Origin of the sequence: Klebsiella sp. AqSCr (assembly GCF_008452795.1) — a bacterium.
GTDB lineage: Bacteria > Pseudomonadota > Gammaproteobacteria > Enterobacterales > Enterobacteriaceae > Klebsiella > Klebsiella pneumoniae.
In genome coordinates this window covers 206807-225479 of sequence record NZ_MJDM01000001.1, presented here as the reverse complement: position 1 = coordinate 225479, position 18673 = coordinate 206807, and the positions used below count along the sequence as shown (strand labels likewise).

Annotated in this window: 16 protein-coding genes; 5 read left to right on the top strand and 11 right to left on the bottom strand. The window is 56.0% G+C overall.

Annotated features, from left to right (window positions below):
- The 11 genes from mraY to leuO form a co-directional block, all read right to left on the bottom strand.
- Window positions 1-1083, bottom strand: coding sequence for a phospho-N-acetylmuramoyl-pentapeptide-transferase (gene mraY / locus BHE81_RS01060; protein ID WP_002888562.1), 1083 nt, complete (start codon window positions 1081-1083; stop codon window positions 1-3).
- The gene (gene murF, locus BHE81_RS01055; protein ID WP_004177411.1) at window positions 1077-2435 is read right to left on the bottom strand and encodes a UDP-N-acetylmuramoyl-tripeptide--D-alanyl-D-alanine ligase; all 1359 of its coding nucleotides are present in this window, start codon (window positions 2433-2435) and stop codon (window positions 1077-1079) included. Before murF ends, mraY begins: the two co-directional genes overlap by 7 nt.
- Window positions 2432-3919, bottom strand: a complete 1488-nt coding sequence (murE, locus tag BHE81_RS01050; RefSeq protein ID WP_004182923.1) for a UDP-N-acetylmuramoyl-L-alanyl-D-glutamate--2,6-diaminopimelate ligase — start codon at window positions 3917-3919, stop codon at window positions 2432-2434. The genes murF and murE overlap by 4 nt, the downstream gene beginning before the upstream one ends.
- Window positions 3906-5672, bottom strand: coding sequence for a peptidoglycan glycosyltransferase FtsI (locus BHE81_RS01045; RefSeq protein ID WP_002888559.1), 1767 nt, complete (start codon window positions 5670-5672; stop codon window positions 3906-3908). Before BHE81_RS01045 ends, murE begins: the two co-directional genes overlap by 14 nt.
- Before the next feature lie 15 nt (window positions 5673-5687).
- Window positions 5688-6053: a cell division protein FtsL gene (ftsL, locus tag BHE81_RS01040; protein WP_002888550.1), complete on the bottom strand. Its 366-nt coding sequence runs from the start codon at window positions 6051-6053 to the stop codon at window positions 5688-5690.
- The gene (gene rsmH / locus BHE81_RS01035) at window positions 6050-6991 is read right to left on the bottom strand and encodes a 16S rRNA (cytosine(1402)-N(4))-methyltransferase RsmH (protein ID WP_002888547.1); all 942 of its coding nucleotides are present in this window, start codon (window positions 6989-6991) and stop codon (window positions 6050-6052) included. Before rsmH ends, ftsL begins: the two co-directional genes overlap by 4 nt.
- A 2-nt stretch (window positions 6992-6993) precedes the next feature.
- Window positions 6994-7452 (bottom strand): division/cell wall cluster transcriptional repressor MraZ, encoded by a 459-nt coding sequence (gene mraZ / locus BHE81_RS01030; RefSeq protein WP_002888541.1) that lies wholly within the window; start codon window positions 7450-7452, stop codon window positions 6994-6996.
- A gap of 640 nt (window positions 7453-8092) precedes the next feature.
- Window positions 8093-9097: a catabolite repressor/activator gene (cra, locus tag BHE81_RS01025; protein ID WP_004145952.1), complete on the bottom strand. Its 1005-nt coding sequence runs from the start codon at window positions 9095-9097 to the stop codon at window positions 8093-8095.
- A 180-nt stretch (window positions 9098-9277) separates the two neighbouring features.
- The gene (ilvN, locus tag BHE81_RS01020; protein ID WP_002888536.1) at window positions 9278-9769 is read right to left on the bottom strand and encodes an acetolactate synthase small subunit; all 492 of its coding nucleotides are present in this window, start codon (window positions 9767-9769) and stop codon (window positions 9278-9280) included.
- Window positions 9770-9771: 2 nt separating this feature from the next.
- A complete protein-coding gene (ilvI, locus tag BHE81_RS01015; protein ID WP_002888534.1) occupies window positions 9772-11496 on the bottom strand; it encodes an acetolactate synthase 3 large subunit in 1725 nt (574 codons plus the stop codon).
- Between the two features lie 394 nt (window positions 11497-11890).
- The gene (gene leuO / locus BHE81_RS01005; RefSeq protein WP_004192013.1) at window positions 11891-12859 is read right to left on the bottom strand and encodes a transcriptional regulator LeuO; all 969 of its coding nucleotides are present in this window, start codon (window positions 12857-12859) and stop codon (window positions 11891-11893) included.
- Between the two features lie 613 nt (window positions 12860-13472).
- Here leuO and leuL point away from each other — a divergent pair.
- From leuL to leuD, 5 genes are all read left to right on the top strand, one after another.
- Window positions 13473-13559, top strand: coding sequence for a leu operon leader peptide (leuL, locus tag BHE81_RS01000; RefSeq protein ID WP_004222662.1), 87 nt, complete (start codon window positions 13473-13475; stop codon window positions 13557-13559).
- 95 nt (window positions 13560-13654) lie between these two features.
- On the top strand, window positions 13655-15226 hold the full coding sequence (leuA, locus tag BHE81_RS00995) for a 2-isopropylmalate synthase (RefSeq protein WP_023342994.1): 1572 nt from the start codon (window positions 13655-13657) through the stop codon (window positions 15224-15226).
- Window positions 15226-16317 carry a 3-isopropylmalate dehydrogenase gene (gene leuB, locus BHE81_RS00990; protein WP_002888487.1) on the top strand — a complete coding sequence of 364 codons (1092 nt, stop codon included), beginning with the start codon at window positions 15226-15228 and terminating at the stop codon, window positions 16315-16317. The genes leuA and leuB overlap by 1 nt, the downstream gene beginning before the upstream one ends.
- 2 nt (window positions 16318-16319) lie before the next feature.
- Window positions 16320-17720, top strand: a complete 1401-nt coding sequence (gene leuC / locus BHE81_RS00985; RefSeq protein ID WP_004177417.1) for a 3-isopropylmalate dehydratase large subunit — start codon at window positions 16320-16322, stop codon at window positions 17718-17720.
- Window positions 17721-17730: 10 nt separating this feature from the next.
- Window positions 17731-18336, top strand: coding sequence for a 3-isopropylmalate dehydratase small subunit (leuD, locus tag BHE81_RS00980; protein WP_002888481.1), 606 nt, complete (start codon window positions 17731-17733; stop codon window positions 18334-18336).
- The last annotated feature ends 337 nt before the right edge of the window (window positions 18337-18673 follow it).

Here is an 18673-nt window from a genome sequence, read left to right as displayed (position 1 = left end):
TTAACGTACCTTCAGCGTCGCCAGGCCAATCAGCACCAGCATCAGCGAAATAATCCAGAAGCGCACGATAACGCGCGGCTCCGGCCAGCCTTTCAGTTCATAGTGGTGGTGGATCGGCGCCATGCGGAAGATGCGCTGACCGCGCAGCTTAAAGGAGCCGACCTGCAGAATAACCGACAGCGTTTCCACCACGAAAACCCCGCCCATGATCACCAGCAGGAACTCCTGACGCAGCAGCACGGCGATAATGCCCAACGCGCCGCCGAGCGCCAGTGAACCGACGTCGCCCATAAAGACTTGCGCCGGGTAGGTGTTGAACCACAGGAAGCCCAGCCCCGCCCCGACAATCGCCGTACAGACGATCACCAGCTCGCCGGCGTGGCGCAGATACGGGATATGCAGGTAGTTGGCAAAATTCATGTTGCCGGTGGCCCATGCCACCAGCGCAAAGCCTGCCGCGACGAAAACGGTCGGCATAATCGCCAGGCCGTCGAGGCCGTCGGTCAGGTTGACGGCGTTGCCGGTACCGACGATAACGAAGTAGGCCAGCAAGATATAGAACAGCCCCAGCTGCGGCATTACGTCTTTAAAGAACGGCACCACCAGCTCGGTTGCCGGGGTATCTTTCCCCGCCAGATACAGCGCGAAGGCCACGCCCAGGGCGATCACCGACATCCAGAAATACTTCCAGCGGGCGATCAGGCCTTTGGTATCTTTGCGCACGACTTTACGGTAATCATCAACGAAACCGATGATGCCGTAGCCGATTAATACCGTCAGTACGCACCAGACGTACGGGTTAGATGGATAGGCCCACAGCAGAACGGAAACGGTGATCGCGGTGAGGATCATGATCCCGCCCATGGTCGGAGTACCGCGTTTACTGAAATGAGACTCCGGGCCGTCGTTACGTACGACCTGGCCAAAGGCGAGTTTTTGCAGACGGGCGATCATGCGCGGGCCCATCCACAACGAGATGAACAGCGCGGTCAGCAGGCTGACGATGGCGCGAAACGTCAGATATGAAAAGACGTTAAAGCCGGAATAATATTTGACCAAGTGTTCGGCCAGCCATACTAACATGTCCCAGTCTCCTGTAATGCGCGTACTACCTCTTCCATGGCGGCACTACGTGAACCCTTCACTAAAATGGTCATTATTTTGTGCTCCGCCAGCAGCTCGCGCAGGCGAGCCACCACGGCGGCTTTATCGTTAAAATGTTCGCCCACGCCGCTGGCGCGGCTGATATCCGCGCTCAAGGCGCCGACGCTGAGGACGCAATCCAGACCCGCCGCTTTCGCCGCTTCGCCGACTTCGCGATGGCAGGCCGCGCTCTCCGCGCCAAGCTCTGCCATATCGCCGACCACCATCGTGCGAAAGCCGGGCATCTCTGACAGCACCTGCACCGCCGCGGTCATCGAACCAACGTTAGCGTTATAGGAATCATCCAGCAGCAGCTGGCTCTCGGTCAGCCGGATCGGGAACAGACGTCCCGGAACGGCCTGCAGCTGCGCCAGTCCGGCTTTCACCGCCGCCAAATCGGCGCCTACCGCCATCGCCAGCGAAGTGGCGGCCAGCGCATTAGCGATGTTGTGGCGTCCCGGCAGCGGCAGCAGTACGTCAACGTTGCCGGTTGGGGTCTGCAGCGTAAATTCGGTGCCGTGGCTGGTGATCTGCACGTTGGTCGCCGTGAAATCGCTGTTCGCCGCGTTCGGCGAGAAGCGCCACACTTTGCGATCGCCAATCACCGCCTGCCAGTTCAGCCAGTCGTTATTGTCGGCATTGAGGATGGCGATGCCATTTTCCGGCAGACCGGTATAGATTTCGCCCTTCGCCTTCGCCACGCCCGCCAGCGAACCGAAACCTTCCAGGTGCGCCGCAGCAAGGTTGTTGACCAGCGCCGCTTCCGGACGCGTCAGGCTGACGGTCCAGGCGATTTCGCCCTGGTGGTTGGCGCCGAGTTCGATCACCGCGTACTGATGCTCTTTGGTCAGCCGCAGCAGCGTCATCGGGACGCCGATATCGTTGTTCAGGTTGCCGGCGGTATACAGCGTGTTGCCGCACTGGCTGAGGATCGCCGCGGTCATCTCTTTAACCGAGGTTTTACCGGACGAGCCGGTCAAGGCGACGACGCGAGTCGGCACCTGCTGACGCACCCAGGCGGCTAACTCACCGAAAGCCTGCCGGGTATCGTTCACAATCACCTGCGGGAGATCGCAGGCCAGCGGACGACTCACCAGCAGCGCGCCGGCGCCCGCCGCTTTCGCCTGTTCGGCAAAATCATGGGCGTCGAAACGCTCCCCTTTCAGCGCCACAAACAGGCAGCCCGCCGTCACTTTACGGGTATCGGTGGTCACCTCGTCGATAGCGACATCGCTACCCTGCCGTTCGCCATGGGCGATCGCGGCAAGTTGACTTAACGTAAAGCGAATCATGCTACCGCTCCCAGCAGACGCGCGACGGTCACGCGGTCGGAATAATCCAGACGGCGGTTGCCGACGATCTGGTAATCTTCATGGCCTTTACCCGCCACCAGCACCACGTCGTTCTCTTTCGCCTGCATCACGGCGTTGGTCACCGCTTCCGCGCGGCCTTCCATCACCTTCGCCTGACCTGCATCGAGCATGCCGGCCAGAATATCGTTGATAATCGCCCGCGGCTCTTCGGTGCGCGGGTTATCGTCAGTAACGACCACGATGTCGGCAAATTCTTCCGCGATAGCGCCCATCAACGGACGTTTACCTTTGTCGCGGTCGCCGCCGCAGCCGAAGACGCACCACAGCTTGCCGCTGCAGTGCAGGCGTGCCGCCTGCAGCGCTTTTTCCAGCGCGTCAGGCGTATGGGCATAATCTACCACCACGGCAGGTTTACCCGGCGCGCTGAACACTTCCATACGGCCGCACACCGGCTGTAAACGCGCTGCGGTCTTCAGCAGATCGGCCAGCGGATAGCCCAGCGCCAGCAGCGTGGCCAGCGCCAGCAGCAGGTTGCTGACGTTAAATGCGCCCATCAGGCGGCTTTCGATTTCGCCCTTGCCCCAGCTGGAGTCAAACTGGATGGTCGCCCCGCTGTCGTGATAGTTCACCGCGGTGGCCTTTAGCCAGCGGCCGTGGCAATTCGGGTTGATATGATCTTCCATCGATACCGCCACCGCGTCCGGCAGTTTTGCCAGCCAGCGACGACCGACTTCATCGTCAGCATTGACGATGGCCTGACCGCAATGATGGGTGGAGTACAGCAGCCATTTCGCCGCTTCGTAGTGCTCCATGTCGCCATGGTAGTCGAGATGATCGCGGCTGAGATTGGTAAACACCGAGGCGGCAAACTGCAGGGCCGCTACGCGGTGCTGTACCAGACCGTGGGAGGAGACTTCCATCGCGCCGAAGGTAGCCCCCTGCCCGACCAGACTGGAGAGCACATGTTGAACGTCCACCGCGGAACCGGTGGTGTTTTCAGTTGGAACGACTTTATCCAGCAGACCGTTACCGACGGTCCCCATCACCGCGCTGGTTTCGCCGAGCAGCTTTGCCCACTGCGCCAGCAGCTGAGTGGTGGTGGTTTTCCCGTTGGTGCCGGTGACGCCCACCAGACGCAGCTGCTGCGACGGCTGATGATAAAAACGCCCGGCCAGCGCCGATAGGCGTTCGTTAAGCTGGCTCAGGTAGATAACCGGCACGCCGTGCATTTCACGGATCTCACCGTCTTTAGCTTCGCCCTGCGCTTCAGCAATAATGGCAGCCACACCTTGCGCTATCGCCTGCGGGATATAACGACGCCCGTCCGCCTGATGACCCTGTACCGCGATAAAGAGATCGCCGGAAGCAGCCACCCGGCTGTCCAGCGTCATCTCTCGCAGAATGCGCTCCGGTGCGTTTGGCACCCATGGAGCGAGTAGGTCGCGCAAATTACGATCTGCCACCTGTTCCCTCGCCTTGATTAATTACAAATTCACTTTTTTCGCCCGTTGCCAGCGCATCCGGCTCGATGTTCATGGTGCGCAATACGCCGCCCATGATGGCACCGAAGACCGGCGCGGAAACGGCGCCACCGTAGTATTTACCTGCCTGCGGGTCGTTGATCACCACCACCAGCGCGAAGCGCGGATGGCTGGCGGGCGCAACGCCTGCGGTGTAAGCAATATATTTGTTGATATAGCGGCCATCCGGCCCCACTTTTTTCGCCGTACCGGTTTTAATCGCGATGCGATAGCCTTTGATCGCCGCTTTCACACCGCCGCCGCCGGGCAGCGCCACGCTTTCCATCATATGAACGACGGTACGAACGAGTGATTCCGGGAAGACGCGCTCGCCCGGAACCGGAGGATCAACCTTGGTAATCGACAACGGGCGATAGATGCCATAGCTGCCAATCGTTGCGTAGACTCGCGCTAACTGTAACGGGGTTACCATTAGCCCATAGCCGAAAGAAAAGGTGGCCCTCTCTATGTCAGACCACCGTTGTTTTTGAGGATATAAGCCACTGCGTTCTCCGACCAACCCCAAATTGGTCGCCTTTCCAAGCCCAAAACGTGAGTAAGTATCTACTAACGCTGAGGACGGCATCGCTAACGCCAGCTTAGAAACACCGACGTTACTCGACTTCTGTAGCACCCCGGTCAGGGTCAATTCGCTGTAGCGCGCCACGTCTTTGATTTCGTGGCCGTTAATTCGATAAGGCACGGTATTGAGCACGGTATTTTCGTTGACGATACCGCGCTGCAGCGCCGTCATGACCACCATCGGTTTCACCGTCGAACCCGGCTCAAACACGTCGGTAATCGCACGGTTACGCATGGTGTCTTTTGCCGTACCGGCGAAGTTGTTCGGGTTATAGGATGGGCTGTTGGCCATCGCCAGCACTTCACCGGTGTTAACATCCACTAACACGGCGCTGCCCGACTCGGCTTTGTTAAAGGCCACGGCGTTGTTTAGCTCGCGATAGACCAGGGCCTGCAGGCGTTCGTCGATACTCAGCGCCAGGTTGTGCGCTGCCTGGCTATCGGTAGAAGAGATGTCTTCAATTACCCGGCCATAGCGGTCTTTACGTACGATACGCTCGCCCGGCTGGCCGGTAAGCCATTTATCAAAGCTTTTCTCAACCCCTTCAATCCCCTGGCTATCGACGTTGGTAAAGCCGATGAGGTGAGCGGTTACTTCCCCGGAAGGGTAGTACCGACGGGATTCTTCGCGCAGATGAATGCCCGGCAGCTTCAGCTTCTTGATGTAATCGGCCATGTCAGGGTTAACCTGACGCGCCAGATAGATAAACCGCATCCGCGGATTGGTATTGATGCGCGTCGCCAGCTGATCCAGCGGCATATTGAGGGCATCCGCCAGCGCCTTCCAGCGTGTATCCAGGGTAACCCCGCCGGCGTCATGGAGCTCTTTCGGGTCGGCCCAGATAGCCTTCACCGGCACGCTGACCGCCAGCGGACGTCCGGAGCGATCGGTTATCATCCCGCGCGCGGTGGACACTTCCTGTACGCGCAGAGAACGCATATCGCCCTGGCGCACCAGCATATCGGGGCTGATCACCTGTAGCCAGGCGACGCGACCCAGCAGAAAAGCCAGCGCCAGCAGAATACAGCCGCACAGCAACGCAAAACGCCAACTGATAAAGTTGGCCTGTTCTTCCTGACGTTTTGCTTTAGGCGTTTTTGGCGCTGCTTTCATCCGTCGCAATAATCCTTATTTCTGTACAACGATATTTTCTTGTGATGGATCGACGTGTTGCATCTGTAACTTCTCGGTCGCGATCCGCTCAACCCGACTGTGATCGCCGAGCGCGTTCTCTTCGAGGATCAGGTTGCGCCACTCAATATCCAGGGCGTCGCGCTCCAGAACCAGCTGTTCACGCTGCGCGGTCAACAGGCGCGTGTGATGCGCAGTGGTGACCACGGTAATCGCCGTAATAATGATGCAAATGAACAGGCAGAGTGGCAGTTTCCCAAACCGCAGAAGGTCGTCCCCGATCACGCCAGGCAAAGCATGGCGCTCGTTGCTTCCAATCGACCCTTTAACCTTGCTTAAGGCCTCTGTCACTCTGCCGATCATGCGTTCGTCCTCTCTGCGATACGCAGCACTGAACTACGGGCGCGTGGATTCTCTGCCACCTCTTCTTCGCCCGGCATCAACTTGCCTAGTGCTCGCAACTCACGGCCGCCCAGTTTTTTGAGCTGCGCTTCGGTCATCGGTATTCCCGCCGGAACCTGCGGACCGCGGCTTTGCTCACGCATAAAGCGCTTCACAATGCGATCTTCCAGCGAATGAAAACTAATGATCGACAGCCGCCCGCCCGGGGCCAGCACGCTGAGCGAGCTTTTTAGCGCCTGCTCTATCTCCTCCAGTTCACTGTTTACCCATATGCGCACCGCCTGGAAGGTACGGGTCGCGGGATGTTTGTGCTTATCTTTTACCGGCATCGCCGCGGCGATGACTTCCGCCAGCTCTTTGGTGCGGGTCATCGGCTGAATGCGATTACGTTCGACGATCGCGCGGGCGATACGTTTGCCGAAACGCTCTTCGCCAAAGGTTTTAATCACCCAGGCGATATCGTCTTCTTCAGCCGTCTGCAGCCATTCGGCCGCGGACTGACCGCGCGTCGGATCCATGCGCATATCCAGCGGCCCGTCACGCATAAAGGAAAAGCCGCGTTCCGCATCGTCAAGCTGCGGGGAAGAGACGCCGAGATCGAGCAGAATGCCGTCGATCTTACCGGTAAGATTGCGCTCGCCGACGTACTCAGCGAGTTGTGAAAAGGGACCATGTACGATGGAAAAGCGGGGGTCATCGATGGTTTGCGCGACGGCAATCGCCTGCGGGTCGCGATCGATGGCCAGCAAGCGTCCTTCCGCACCCAGCCGGGAGAGGATCAGGCGCGAGTGACCGCCGCGGCCAAAAGTACCATCAATATAGATACCGTCTGGACGAATATTGAGGCCGTTGACGGCTTCATCCAGAAGTACCGTAGTATGTTTATAATTTTCCATCATTTTTATAAGGACAAATCCTGCAGGCGCTCCGACAGTTCACCGGTCGCGGACTGCTCAGCGTCGATATCTTCCTTGACCCGTTGATACCAGGTCGTTTCATCCCACAGTTCAAATTTATTAAACTGCCCGACCAGCATCACTTCTTTTGTCAGCCCGGCATGCTGCCGTAACACCGGCGCAATCAGCAAGCGGCCGGCATTATCCATCTGACATTCGCTGGCATGACCCAAAAGCAAACGCTGTACGCGCCGCTCAACGGGATTCATGCTCGATAAACGCGACAATTTCTGCTCGATGACTTCCCATTCAGGCAATGGATAAAGCAGCAGGCACGGGTGATGAATGTCAATGGTGCATACCAATTGACCGGCAGCGTCCTCGATCAGCCCTTCGCGATAGCGCGTTGGCACGGCCAGGCGGCCTTTGCTGTCGAGATTGACTAACGTTGCTCCACGGAACATGCCAGCCTCACCCCTTTTCGCCACTTTACCCCACAAATTCCCACCAGAAGGAGTTTACGGAGCGGAGGAAAAGCTTGTCAAGCCAGCACGGATGCCAACGGAGCTCAAAAACCCATTATTTACAGCCGACATTAGCCCTGATGAAAAAGTCATCAACAGGCGAGGCAAATTAACGTTATGAATACGAGTAAGAAAATAACCAACAAACTCGTAACAGTTATAAACAACAGAATATCTTCGGCGGGAAAATATAAAGTGTCAGTTTGCGACGCGAGCGGCATTTTAGGCCATTATGCCGGCCGTTAACAGTACCTGTTGCTGGCAGAGGGACTGGCCAGGCGCGGGATATGACGGGGAAGAAAGCGTGGCGCGTACAAAATGAGTGTTAATTCAGCAATTAACCTGATGAATGTAACAAAATAATACAATTAAAGTCCGCGCAGTCATTTTTTGTACCCCATTTGGAGTCACAAAACGATGGTCAGTGAATAAAATAAAATAACGCGTAAAGAAGTTTAGGGATTTGTCTGAAATATATTCAGTTTTGCATTTTGCACGTCAATTGCCTGATTTATCGCCAGCGGCCTGCTTACGGTCAGGCCTGCCAGGTTTATACCTGGGCGCTGGCGATATGGCGCCCTTAGCGGCGATTCAGGCTACCGCGACGATAGAGATTACGGCGAATGCGGCTAAGACCCGGCTTCGGCTTGCGAGGTTCGTCGAGGCTGGCGAGGACGATCTCCAGCACCCGCTCAGCGACATCGCGATGACGCTGGGCCACGGCCAGTACCGGACACTGCAGAAAATCGAGCAGCTCATTATCACCGAAGGTGGCGATCGCCAGCTCGGAGGGCAGTTTACCCTCGCGACGCAAGGTCACATCCATTACGCCCTGCAGCAGCGGGAAAGAGGTGGTAAACAGCGCCTGTGGCATCGGATGGGTTTCAAGCCATTTCTCAAACAGCTGGGCCGCCGCTTCGCGCTCATAGCTGTTGGCATAGAGATAATGCACCTCACGCGGATCGTCCTGCCAGGCTTTACGGAAGCCCTGTTCACGCAGGAAGCTCACCGACAGCTCCGGCAGCGCGCCGAGATAGAGCACCGTTTCGCCAGGAAACGTCCGCAGCTCAGCTGCGAGCATCTCGGCGTCATCCTGGTCAGCGCCAACCACGCTGGTGAAGTGCTCGCGATCGAGGGCGCGGTCGAGGGCGACAATCGGAAACGGGTCGTTAGCCCAGCGCTGATAAAATGGATGCTCCGGCGGCAGCGAAGTAGAGACAATGATAGCGTCCACCTGGCGCTGCAGCAGATGCTCGATGCAGCGCATCTCGTTATCGGGCTGATCCTCCGAGCAGGCAATCAGCAGCTGATAGCCGCGCTGACGCGCCTGACGTTCGAGATAATTTGCAATCCGGGTATAGCTGGTGTTTTCCAGATCCGGGATCACCAGACCGATAGAGCGTGTGCGTCCTGCACGCAGGCCAGCAGCGACCGCATTTGGGTGATAGTTGTGCTCTCGCACCACAGCCATCACTTTTTCGACCGTTTTATCGCTTACGCGGTACTGCTTCGCTTTGCCATTAATCACATAGCTCGCGGTGGTTCTTGAAACACCGGCCAGCCGGGCGATTTCATCCAGTTTCACAATTGCCCCTTGGGTAAGAAGTGCCAAACATAACCATTATTCAGGTATGGAATCCTTTTTATAACATCTAAGCGCAGAATAGTTAGCGCAGCAACCGCTTTCGCTTACAGTTCCTACTGATTTCGCAAAAAAAAAGCCCGACAGTCTCTGCCGGGCTATTTTTACAGCAGTTCCCGATCCTTAGCGCATGATTTTATCACCGCGAGACAGGCCGACCACGCCGGAGCGAGCCACTTCCACAATCCGAGCGACATCGCGCAGCGAGGCCAGAAATGCATCCAGCTTATCGCTGGTGCCGGCGAGCTGGACGGTATAGATAGAAGGCGTCACGTCGATAATCTGTCCGCGGAAGATTTCGGTGTTGCGCTTCACTTCTTCACGGCCATAGCCGCTGGCCTGAACCTTCACCAGCATAATTTCGCGTTCAACATGAGCCCCCTGCCCCAGCTCGCTGACCCGCAGGACATCCACCAGCTTGTGCAGTTGCTTTTCAATCTGCTCAATCGCTTTTTCATCGCCCACGGTCTGAATGGTCATTCTGGAGAGAGTGGGATCGTCCGTCGGCGCGACAGTCAGGCTTTCTATATTATAGCCACGCTGGGAGAAGAGGCCGATAACGCGGGACAATGCACCCGATTCGTTTTCCAGTAATACCGATAATATCCGGCGCATAATCAGGTCCTCTCCGTTTTGCTCAACCACATTTCATCCATGCCGCCGCCGCGGATCTGCATGGGGTACACATGCTCACTGCCGTCGACGGTCACATCGACAAACACCAGCCGACGCTGGCGCACCTGCTCCAGAGCTTCAGCAAGCTTCGTCTCCAGCTCCTGCGGCTCGCTGATGCGGATCCCGACGTGGCCATAGGCTTCCGCCAGACGGACAAAGTCCGGTAGCGATTCCATATAGGACTGCGAGTGACGCCCGGAATAGAGCATATCCTGCCACTGCTTCACCATCCCGAGATAGCGGTTGTTGAGGTTAAGCACCAGGACCGGCAGCTCATACTGCAGCGCAGTGGAGAGTTCCTGAATGTTCATCTGGATACTGCCGTCACCGGTCACGCAGACCACCATTTCGTCCGGCAGAGCCATTTTGACCCCCAGCGCAGCCGGTAGGCCAAAGCCCATGGTGCCGAGACCACCGGAGTTAATCCAGCGCCGCGGTTTATCGAAGGGGTAATACAGGGCGGCGAACATCTGATGCTGACCCACATCGGAAGTGACGTAGGCATCGCCCTGGGTCAGCCGCCAGATAGTTTCAATTACCGCCTGCGGTTTGATTTTATCGCTCTGGTCGTCGTAGCGCAGACAATGACGGGCACGCCACTGCTCGATCTGTTGCCACCAGTCGCGAATGTCGTCCAGCGGCTGCTGCGCTTCCTCCTGCTCCAGCAGCTCCAGCATCTGCTCCAGCACCAGCCGGGCATCGCCGACGATCGGCACATCTGCCGGCACGGTTTTCGAGATTGAAGTCGGATCGATATCAATATGCAGTACCGTCGCGTTAGGACAATACTTGGCCAGGTTATTGGTGGTCCGGTCGTCAAAGCGAACGCCGACGGCAAAAATCACGTCCGAGTGGTGCATGGTCATGTTGGCTTCATAGGTGCCGTGCATCCCCAGCATCCCCAGCGCCTGCGAGTGTGTCGCCGGGAAAGCGCCAAGTCCCATCAAGGATGAGGCCACCGGCAGCTTCAGTTTTTCCACCAGCTCGCGCAGCTGAGGTTCGCAATGCGCATTGATCGCCCCGCCGCCGACGTAGACGACCGGCTTACTTGCGGCCACCAGAGTCTGTAGCGCGCGTTTAATCTGCCCTTTATGGCCACTGGTGGTTGGGTTATACGAGCGCATGCTCACCGCGTCCGGCCAGACGTAAGGCAGCTTCTTCGCCGGATTGAGAATATCCTTCGGCAGATCGACCACTACCGGACCGGGGCGACCGCTGGCCGCCAGCCAGAAGGCTTTCTTCAGCACGCCGGGAATATCTTCGGTCTGCTTCACCAGGAAACTGTGCTTCACCACCGGACGGGAAATCCCCACCATGTCGCACTCCTGGAAGGCATCGTAGCCGATAAGCGAGGTGGCTACCTGCCCCGAGAGGATCACCAACGGAATAGAGTCCATATAGGCTGTCGCAATGCCAGTGATGGCGTTCGTCGCCCCAGGCCCAGAGGTCACCAGCACCACGCCGACCTCCCCGGTCGCCCGCGCCAGGCCATCCGCCATATGCACCGCCGCCTGCTCGTGACGAACCAGCACATGATCGATACCGCCAAGGGTATGTAACGCATCATAGATATCGAGGACTGCGCCTCCGGGATAGCCGAATACTTGCTTGACGCCCTGATCGACAAGCGATTGGACGACCATCTCGGCTCCTGACAACATCTCCATGGTTTGCCTCCAGGCTTATTGTTTTACGACAGCGGAACTCAATTTCCGCGCGCTCGCACGATGCGAAGGAGTGGTCCTCCGCATTGAGGTGAATGTACTGCATGCCACTACCATAACTGCTCGCCAGCAGGCAGGCAATTCGCCGCAGCTGAGGCCTTATTTCTTGAATAAGAAGAAAAGAAAGCGGTGAGGGGAAAATATGGTGAATTGCTTCAGAGATAAGAAAAGAGAATGGTAAATACTCGGCGAAAAAGGGTGATAACAGGAATAGATCCATTTTTCACGAACACAACGAACCCCTCGCGCAAGGTAAACAGAATAAAATTCTGCTTTATTTGATTTATGTCATATAAAAAAAGGAGCCGAAGCTCCTTTGCTATCTATCGTCGTTGGGTCAGCGCTTGCAAATGTCCACCAACAGCTCTTCCATCCACTGGTGGCCTTTATCACGACCAGCGGCTTCGTGCCAGGAGAGATAGCAGGTCCGACTGTTGACCTTCAACGGCAAAGGTAATATTTGCAGGGCAAGCTTGTCAGCAAATTCATCTGCCAGCCAGCGCGGGGCAATGGCCACCATCTGGGTTTGCGATACTACGTTTAATACGCTGACCATCGCATTACCCTGATAGGCGATACGCGCTTGTTTATCGGCCGTGTCATACCACGGCAAACTAAATGAGGCATACCGGTCGAGAGCAACGGCGGCATGCTCCTCGCGATAAATATCCGCCTCCATCATCGGCCCGGAAATACGCGGATGGTTGCGACTGGCGACCAGGACCATTTCGTCTTTAAATAACGGAACGCAGGCAAACTCAGGGCGACGGAACTCTTCATAACCGATTACGAATTCTGTTTCCTGATAACGTAGCTGATGTTCCGTATTTTGATTCAGCGCAGACTTAAAGACTAAATGAATATTGGGTGCTATCTCTGCAACTTTATTAAAAATAACCGACGTCAGGATGTTATCCAGCGGGCTGCAGACGCACAGATGGAACACGCGCTCACTGCTCAGCGGTTCAAAACCGGAGCCTGGCAATTCGTTTTGGACCAGCTGCAGCGCCTGGCGTACCGAGCCAAACAGCTGATAGGCGCGCGCCGTCGGCTGAATACCGCGGCCATAGCGCACAAAAAGCTCGTCATTAAACATCACTTTCAGTCGTGAAACCGCATTGCTCACCGCGGGTTGTGACATGCCGAGCGTATGGGCGGCACGAGTAATATTCTGCTCTTGCATAACCGCATCAAAAACGGTAAGCAGATTGAGATCAACCATCCGTAGTTGAGGTTTAACGACTTCCTGTCCGGGGGCTGATTTATATTCTGGAGTTTCAATTAACATATCTAATTCCGCCGTCACGATGAATTCCCTTCACTAAACCGCTATAATTAGCGCCGAAAATATCATTTACCATGCAAATGACATTTACAAAATAGCAAAAGAAATTTTTAGGAATATATCAAGGCTATGAGTGGCAGTGAAGAAACGGTCCTGATCAAAAAATTGAGCCGCTCAAACCATACTGATTACTTAATGATGATAAGTGTAACCATAATCCATAAAAATAAAAACAGCACCACGAGTTAACTGTAACTTAAGCAATAATAAAGTATTTTATTTTTCCCTCCATAAAATTAACAAATCCTTATCATTGAAAAATAATCCGCTAGCGTTCGAATACATTCACAGGAAAAATAAATTTAATATTTTCATCCAGATACCGTTTTTTGTCCCTTCATTGGCGACACCTGTTCGACGATGCCTTGAATGCAAAGCACTTTTTCAAATGAAACAAATGGGGATAAACCGCCTTCGGTCCAAAATAGGATCTTCGGCAAAATGGGGCTTACATCAGCACATTTTGCTAATTCATTTAGTCAGCCCAAAACGCTTTTTCCATGCCAGGGGTTGACTTTAAAACAGCTATCCAGTAACTCTAAAAGCATAACGATTTCATCTGGAGTTTGACGCAATGATTCGCACCGCTCGTATCACCAGCCTACTACTACTAAACGCATGCCATTTGCGCGGTAGGCTGTTGGGCGACGTTCAGCGTTAAGTCATCTTCCAGCAAGACTATAAAACCCGCGCCTTGGCGCGGGTTTTTTTATGCTCGTCAACAAGGCGCCAGGACACAGACTAAGGATCCAAACCATGAGCCAGCAAGTCATTATTTTCGATACGACCTTACGTGATGGCGAACAAGCGTTACAGGCAAGCCTGAGTGTCAAAGAGAAGCTGCAGATCGCACTGGCCCTTGAGCGAATGGGGGTCGACGTAATGGAAGTCGGTTTCCCGGTATCCTCGCCGGGCGATTTTGAATCGGTGCAAACCATCGCGCGCACCATTAAAAACAGCCGCGTGTGCGCCCTGGCGCGCTGTGTTGAGAAAGATATCGACGTGGCGGCGGAATCGTTAAAAGTGGCCGAGGCTTTCCGTATTCATACCTTTATTGCCACCTCGCCGATGCATATCGCCACCAAACTGCGCAGTACGCTGGATGAGGTTATTGAGCGCGCGATCTATATGGTGAAGCGGGCACGCAACTACACTGACGACGTTGAGTTCTCCTGTGAAGATGCCGGCCGTACGCCGATTGCCGATCTGGCTCGCGTCGTGGAAGCGGCGATCAACGCCGGCGCCACCACCATTAATATCCCGGATACCGTCGGCTATACCATGCCGTTCGAATATGCCAACATCATCAGCGGCCTGTATGATCGCGTGCCGAATATCGACAAAGCAATTATTTCCGTCCACACCCATGATGATCTGGGCATCGCTGTCGGTAACGCCCTCGCCGCGGTCCACGCCGGTGCGCGCCAGGTAGAAGGTGCGATGAACGGTATCGGCGAACGCGCCGGCAACTGCGCGCTGGAAGAAGTGATCATGGCGATCAAAGTGCGCAAAGACATCATGAACGTGCACACCAACATTAATCATCATGAAATCTGGCGCACCAGCCAGACCGTCAGCCAGATCTGCAATATGCCGATCCCGGCGAACAAGGCCATCGTCGGCACCGGCGCCTTCGCCCACTCCTCCGGCATTCACCAGGACGGCGTGCTGAAGAACCGCGAAAACTACGAGATCATGACCCCGGAATCTATCGGCCTGAACCAGGTGCAACTGAACCTGACTTCCCGCTCCGGCCGCGCGGCGGTGAAACACCGGATGGAAGAGATGGGCTACCAGGAGAGCGATTACAACCTGGATCATCTGTACGACGCATTCCTGAAGCTGGCGGACAAAAAAGGCCAGGTCTTCGATTACGATCTGGAAGCGCTGGCCTTTATCAACAAGCAGCAGGAAGAGCCAGAGCATTTCCGCCTGGATTACTTCAACGTCCAATCCGGATCCAGCGATATCGCCACCGCCTCGATCAAACTGGTCTGCGGGGATGAGATCAAAACCGAAGCCGCCAACGGCAACGGTCCGGTCGATGCTATCTACCAGGCGATTAATCGCGTCACCGACTACAACATTGAATTAGTGAAGTATGGCTTAAGCGCGAAAGGCCACGGCAAAGACGCCCTGGGCCAGGTGGATATCGTCGTTGACTACAATTGCCGCCGCTTCCATGGCGTTGGTCTGGCAACGGATATCGTAGAGTCGTCAGCCAAAGCGATGGTTCACGTGCTGAACAACATCTGGCGCGCCGCCGAAGTCGAAAAAGAATTGCAACGCAAAGCTCAGAATAAAGAGAACAATAAGGAAACCGTGTAATGTCGAAGAATTACCATATTGCCGTTTTGCCGGGTGATGGCATTGGCCCGGAAGTGATGAACCAGGCGATGAAAGTACTGGAAGCCGTGCGCCAACGTTTTGCCATGCACATTACCACCAGCCAGTATGACGTTGGCGGGGCGGCCATCGACCGTCAGGGAACTCCCCTGCCGCAGGCGACCGTCGCCGGATGCGAGCAGGCGGATGCGATCCTGTTCGGCTCCGTCGGCGGTCCGAAATGGGAGCACCTGCCGCCGGCGGAACAACCAGAGCGTGGCGCGCTGCTGCCGCTGCGTAAACACTTTAAACTGTTCAGCAACCTGCGCCCGGCCAAACTGTATCAGGGGCTGGAAGAGTTCTGCCCGCTGCGCGCCGACATCGCTGCTAACGGCTTCGACATTCTCTGTGTACGCGAACTGACCGGCGGCATCTACTTCGGCCAGCCGAAAGGCCGCGAAGGCAGCGGTCAGCATGAGAAAGCCTTTGATACCGAGGTGTATCACCGCTTTGAGATCGAGCGTATCGCGCGCATCGCTTTTGAATCCGCCCGCAAGCGTCGTCACAAAGTGACTTCCATCGATAAGGCCAACGTTCTGCAGTCCTCCATCCTGTGGCGCGAAATCGTCAGCGAGATCGGCAAGGAGTATCCGGACGTTGAGCTGGCGCATATGTATATCGATAACGCCACCATGCAGCTGATTAAAGATCCGTCCCAGTTCGACGTGCTGCTGTGCTCCAACCTGTTTGGCGACATCCTCTCCGACGAGTGCGCGATGATCACCGGCTCGATGGGTATGCTGCCGTCCGCCAGCCTCAATGAACAAGGTTTTGGCCTGTACGAGCCGGCGGGCGGTTCCGCACCGGATATCGCCGGCAAAAATATCGCCAACCCGATCGCGCAGATCCTCTCTCTGGCTCTGCTGCTGCGCTACAGCCTCGACGCTGACGAAGCGGCGACCGCCATTGAAAACGCGATCAACCGCGCCTTAGAAGAAGGGGTTCGAACCGGCGACTTAGCGCGCGGCACGGCGGCGGTCAGCACTGATGAAATGGGCGATATTATTGCCCGCTATGTCGCAGAAGGGGTGTAATCATGGCGAAGACGTTATACGAAAAATTATTTGATGCGCACGTAGTGTATGAGGCGCAGAACGAAACCCCGCTGCTGTATATCGACCGCCATCTGGTGCACGAAGTCACCTCTCCGCAGGCGTTTGACGGCCTGCGCGCCCATGGCCGCCAGGTGCGCCAGCCGGGTAAAACCTTCGCTACCATGGATCATAACGTCTCGACGCAGACCAAAGACATTAACGCGTCCGGTGAGATGGCCCGCATTCAGATGCAGGAGCTGATTAAGAACTGTAAAGAGTTCGGCGTTGAACTGTACGACCTGAACCACCCGTATCAGGGCATCGTCCACGTCATGGGCCCGGAACAAGGGGTTACCCTGCCGGGGATGACGATCGTGTGCGGTGACTCCCATACCGCCACCCACGGCGCGTTCGGTGCGCTGGCGTTCGGTATCGGCACCTCCGAAGTGGAGCATGTGCTGGCGACCCAGACCCTGAAACAGGGCCGCGCGAAGACCATGAAAATCGAAGTCCAGGGCAAAGCGGCGCCGGGCATTACCGCCAAAGATATCGTGCTGGCCATCATTGGTAAAACCGGTAGCGCCGGCGGCACCGGCCATGTGGTTGAGTTCTGCGGCGAAGCGATCCGCGATCTGAGCATGGAAGGGCGTATGACCCTGTGCAACATGGCGATCGAGATGGGCGCCAAAGCGGGCCTGGTCGCGCCGGACGAAACCACCTTCAATTACGTACGCGGCCGTCTGCATGCGCCGAAAGGCAAAGATTTTGACGATGCCGTAGCGTACTGGAAAACCCTGAAAACCGACGACGGCGCGACGTTTGATACCGTGGTGACGCTGCAGGCGGCGGAAATTGCCCCGCAGGTGACCTGGGGCACCAACCCGGGCCAGGTGATCTCGGTGACGGATAACATCCCCGATCCAGCGTCGTTCAGCGATCCGGTGGAACGCGCCAGCGCCGAAAAAGCGCTGGCCTATATGGGGCTGAAATCCGGGATCCCGCTGACGGAAGTCGCTATCGATAAAGTGTTTATCGGCTCCTGCACCAACTCGCGCATCGAAGATTTACGCGCCGCGGCGGAAATCGCTAAAGGGCGTAAAGTGGCGCCGGGCGTCCAGGCGCTGGTGGTGCCGGGTTCTGGTCCGGTGAAAGCGCAGGCGGAAGCGGAAGGTCTGGATAAGATCTTTATCGAAGCCGGCTTTGAGTGGCGCTTACCTGGTTGCTCTATGTGTCTGGCAATGAATAATGACCGCCTGAATCCGGGCGAACGCTGTGCCTCAACCAGCAACCGTAACTTTGAAGGCCGTCAGGGCCGCGGCGGACGCACGCACCTGGTGAGCCCGGCAATGGCCGCGGCGGCAGCCGTTACCGGCCATTTCGCCGATATCCGTAATCTGAAGTAAGGAGACCATCATGGCAGAGAAATTTACCCAACATACCGGCCTGGTGGTTCCGCTGGATGCTGCAAACGTCGATACCGACGCGATCATCCCTAAGCAATTTTTGCAGAAGGTCACCCGCACCGGCTTTGGCGCGCACCTGTTTAACGACTGGCGCTTTCTCGACGATAAAGGTCAACAGCCGAACCCGGAGTTCGTGCTGAATTTTCCTGAGTACCAGGGGGCATCGATACTGCTGGCGCGGGAAAACTTCGGCTGCGGCTCCTCGCGCGAGCACGCGCCGTGGGCGCTGACCGATTACGGCTTTAAGGTCGTTATCGCCCCGAGCTTTGCCGATATCTTTTACGGCAACAGCTTCAATAACCAGCTGCTGCCGGTGACCCTGAGCGACGAGCAGGTCGACGAGCTGTTCAAGCTGGTGCAGGCCAACCCGGGCATTACGTTTGAAGTGGATCTGGAAGCGCAAGTGGTTAAAGCCGGGGATAAAACCTACAGCTTTAAGATCGACGATTTCCGCCGCCACTGCATGCTCAACGGCCTGGATAGCATCGGCCTGACGCTGCAGCATGAAGCGGCGATCTCCGACTATGAACGCAAGCTGCCGGCATTTATGAATTAACCTTTGGGCCCGGTCATTTGATCGGGCTTTTTATTTTATTGCGGAGAAAATTGCGATCTCACGCACAAAAACCAATTTTAATGTGCTGATTGTCAGACCTTACCGCCACCCTGCCCTACCGCCTAAAGAAGAATTATTCCGCTTTCCTCCCCTTCTCCAGCACTGTTTATGTATTTTCCCTGCACTGCAAGTAAAAATAAGGCACGAGTGTTTAATATAAAAATATAAGAATGTGAAGAAAGCGTTAATCTCATAGAGAACCCCTATGGCTATGCACAAAAAAAAGCATTATTTTTCGATTTTTCCCCTCGTTATCTTTTGCCACAGAGAAATATTA

Excerpts from the sequence above, each read along its gene's own strand:
- mraY (WP_002888562.1), bottom strand. The coding sequence starts at position 1,083 with ATGTTAGTATGGCTGGCCGAACACTTGGTCAAATATTATTCCGGCTTT.
- leuA (WP_023342994.1), top strand. The coding sequence starts at position 13,655 with ATGAGCCAGCAAGTCATTATTTTCGATACGACCTTACGTGATGGCGAA.
- leuD (WP_002888481.1), top strand. The coding sequence starts at position 17,731 with ATGGCAGAGAAATTTACCCAACATACCGGCCTGGTGGTTCCGCTGGAT.
- ilvN (WP_002888536.1), bottom strand. The coding sequence starts at position 9,769 with ATGCGCCGGATATTATCGGTATTACTGGAAAACGAATCGGGTGCATTG.
- BHE81_RS01045 (WP_002888559.1), bottom strand. The coding sequence starts at position 5,672 with ATGAAAGCAGCGCCAAAAACGCCTAAAGCAAAACGTCAGGAAGAACAG.
- leuB (WP_002888487.1), top strand. The coding sequence starts at position 15,226 with ATGTCGAAGAATTACCATATTGCCGTTTTGCCGGGTGATGGCATTGGC.
- ftsL (WP_002888550.1), bottom strand. The coding sequence starts at position 6,053 with ATGATCGGCAGAGTGACAGAGGCCTTAAGCAAGGTTAAAGGGTCGATT.
- murF (WP_004177411.1), bottom strand. The coding sequence starts at position 2,435 with ATGATTCGCTTTACGTTAAGTCAACTTGCCGCGATCGCCCATGGCGAA.
- ilvI (WP_002888534.1), bottom strand. The coding sequence starts at position 11,496 with ATGGAGATGTTGTCAGGAGCCGAGATGGTCGTCCAATCGCTTGTCGAT.
- leuL (WP_004222662.1), top strand. The coding sequence starts at position 13,473 with ATGATTCGCACCGCTCGTATCACCAGCCTACTACTACTAAACGCATGC.
- rsmH (WP_002888547.1), bottom strand. The coding sequence starts at position 6,991 with ATGATGGAAAATTATAAACATACTACGGTACTTCTGGATGAAGCCGTC.
- mraZ (WP_002888541.1), bottom strand. The coding sequence starts at position 7,452 with ATGTTCCGTGGAGCAACGTTAGTCAATCTCGACAGCAAAGGCCGCCTG.
- leuC (WP_004177417.1), top strand. The coding sequence starts at position 16,320 with ATGGCGAAGACGTTATACGAAAAATTATTTGATGCGCACGTAGTGTAT.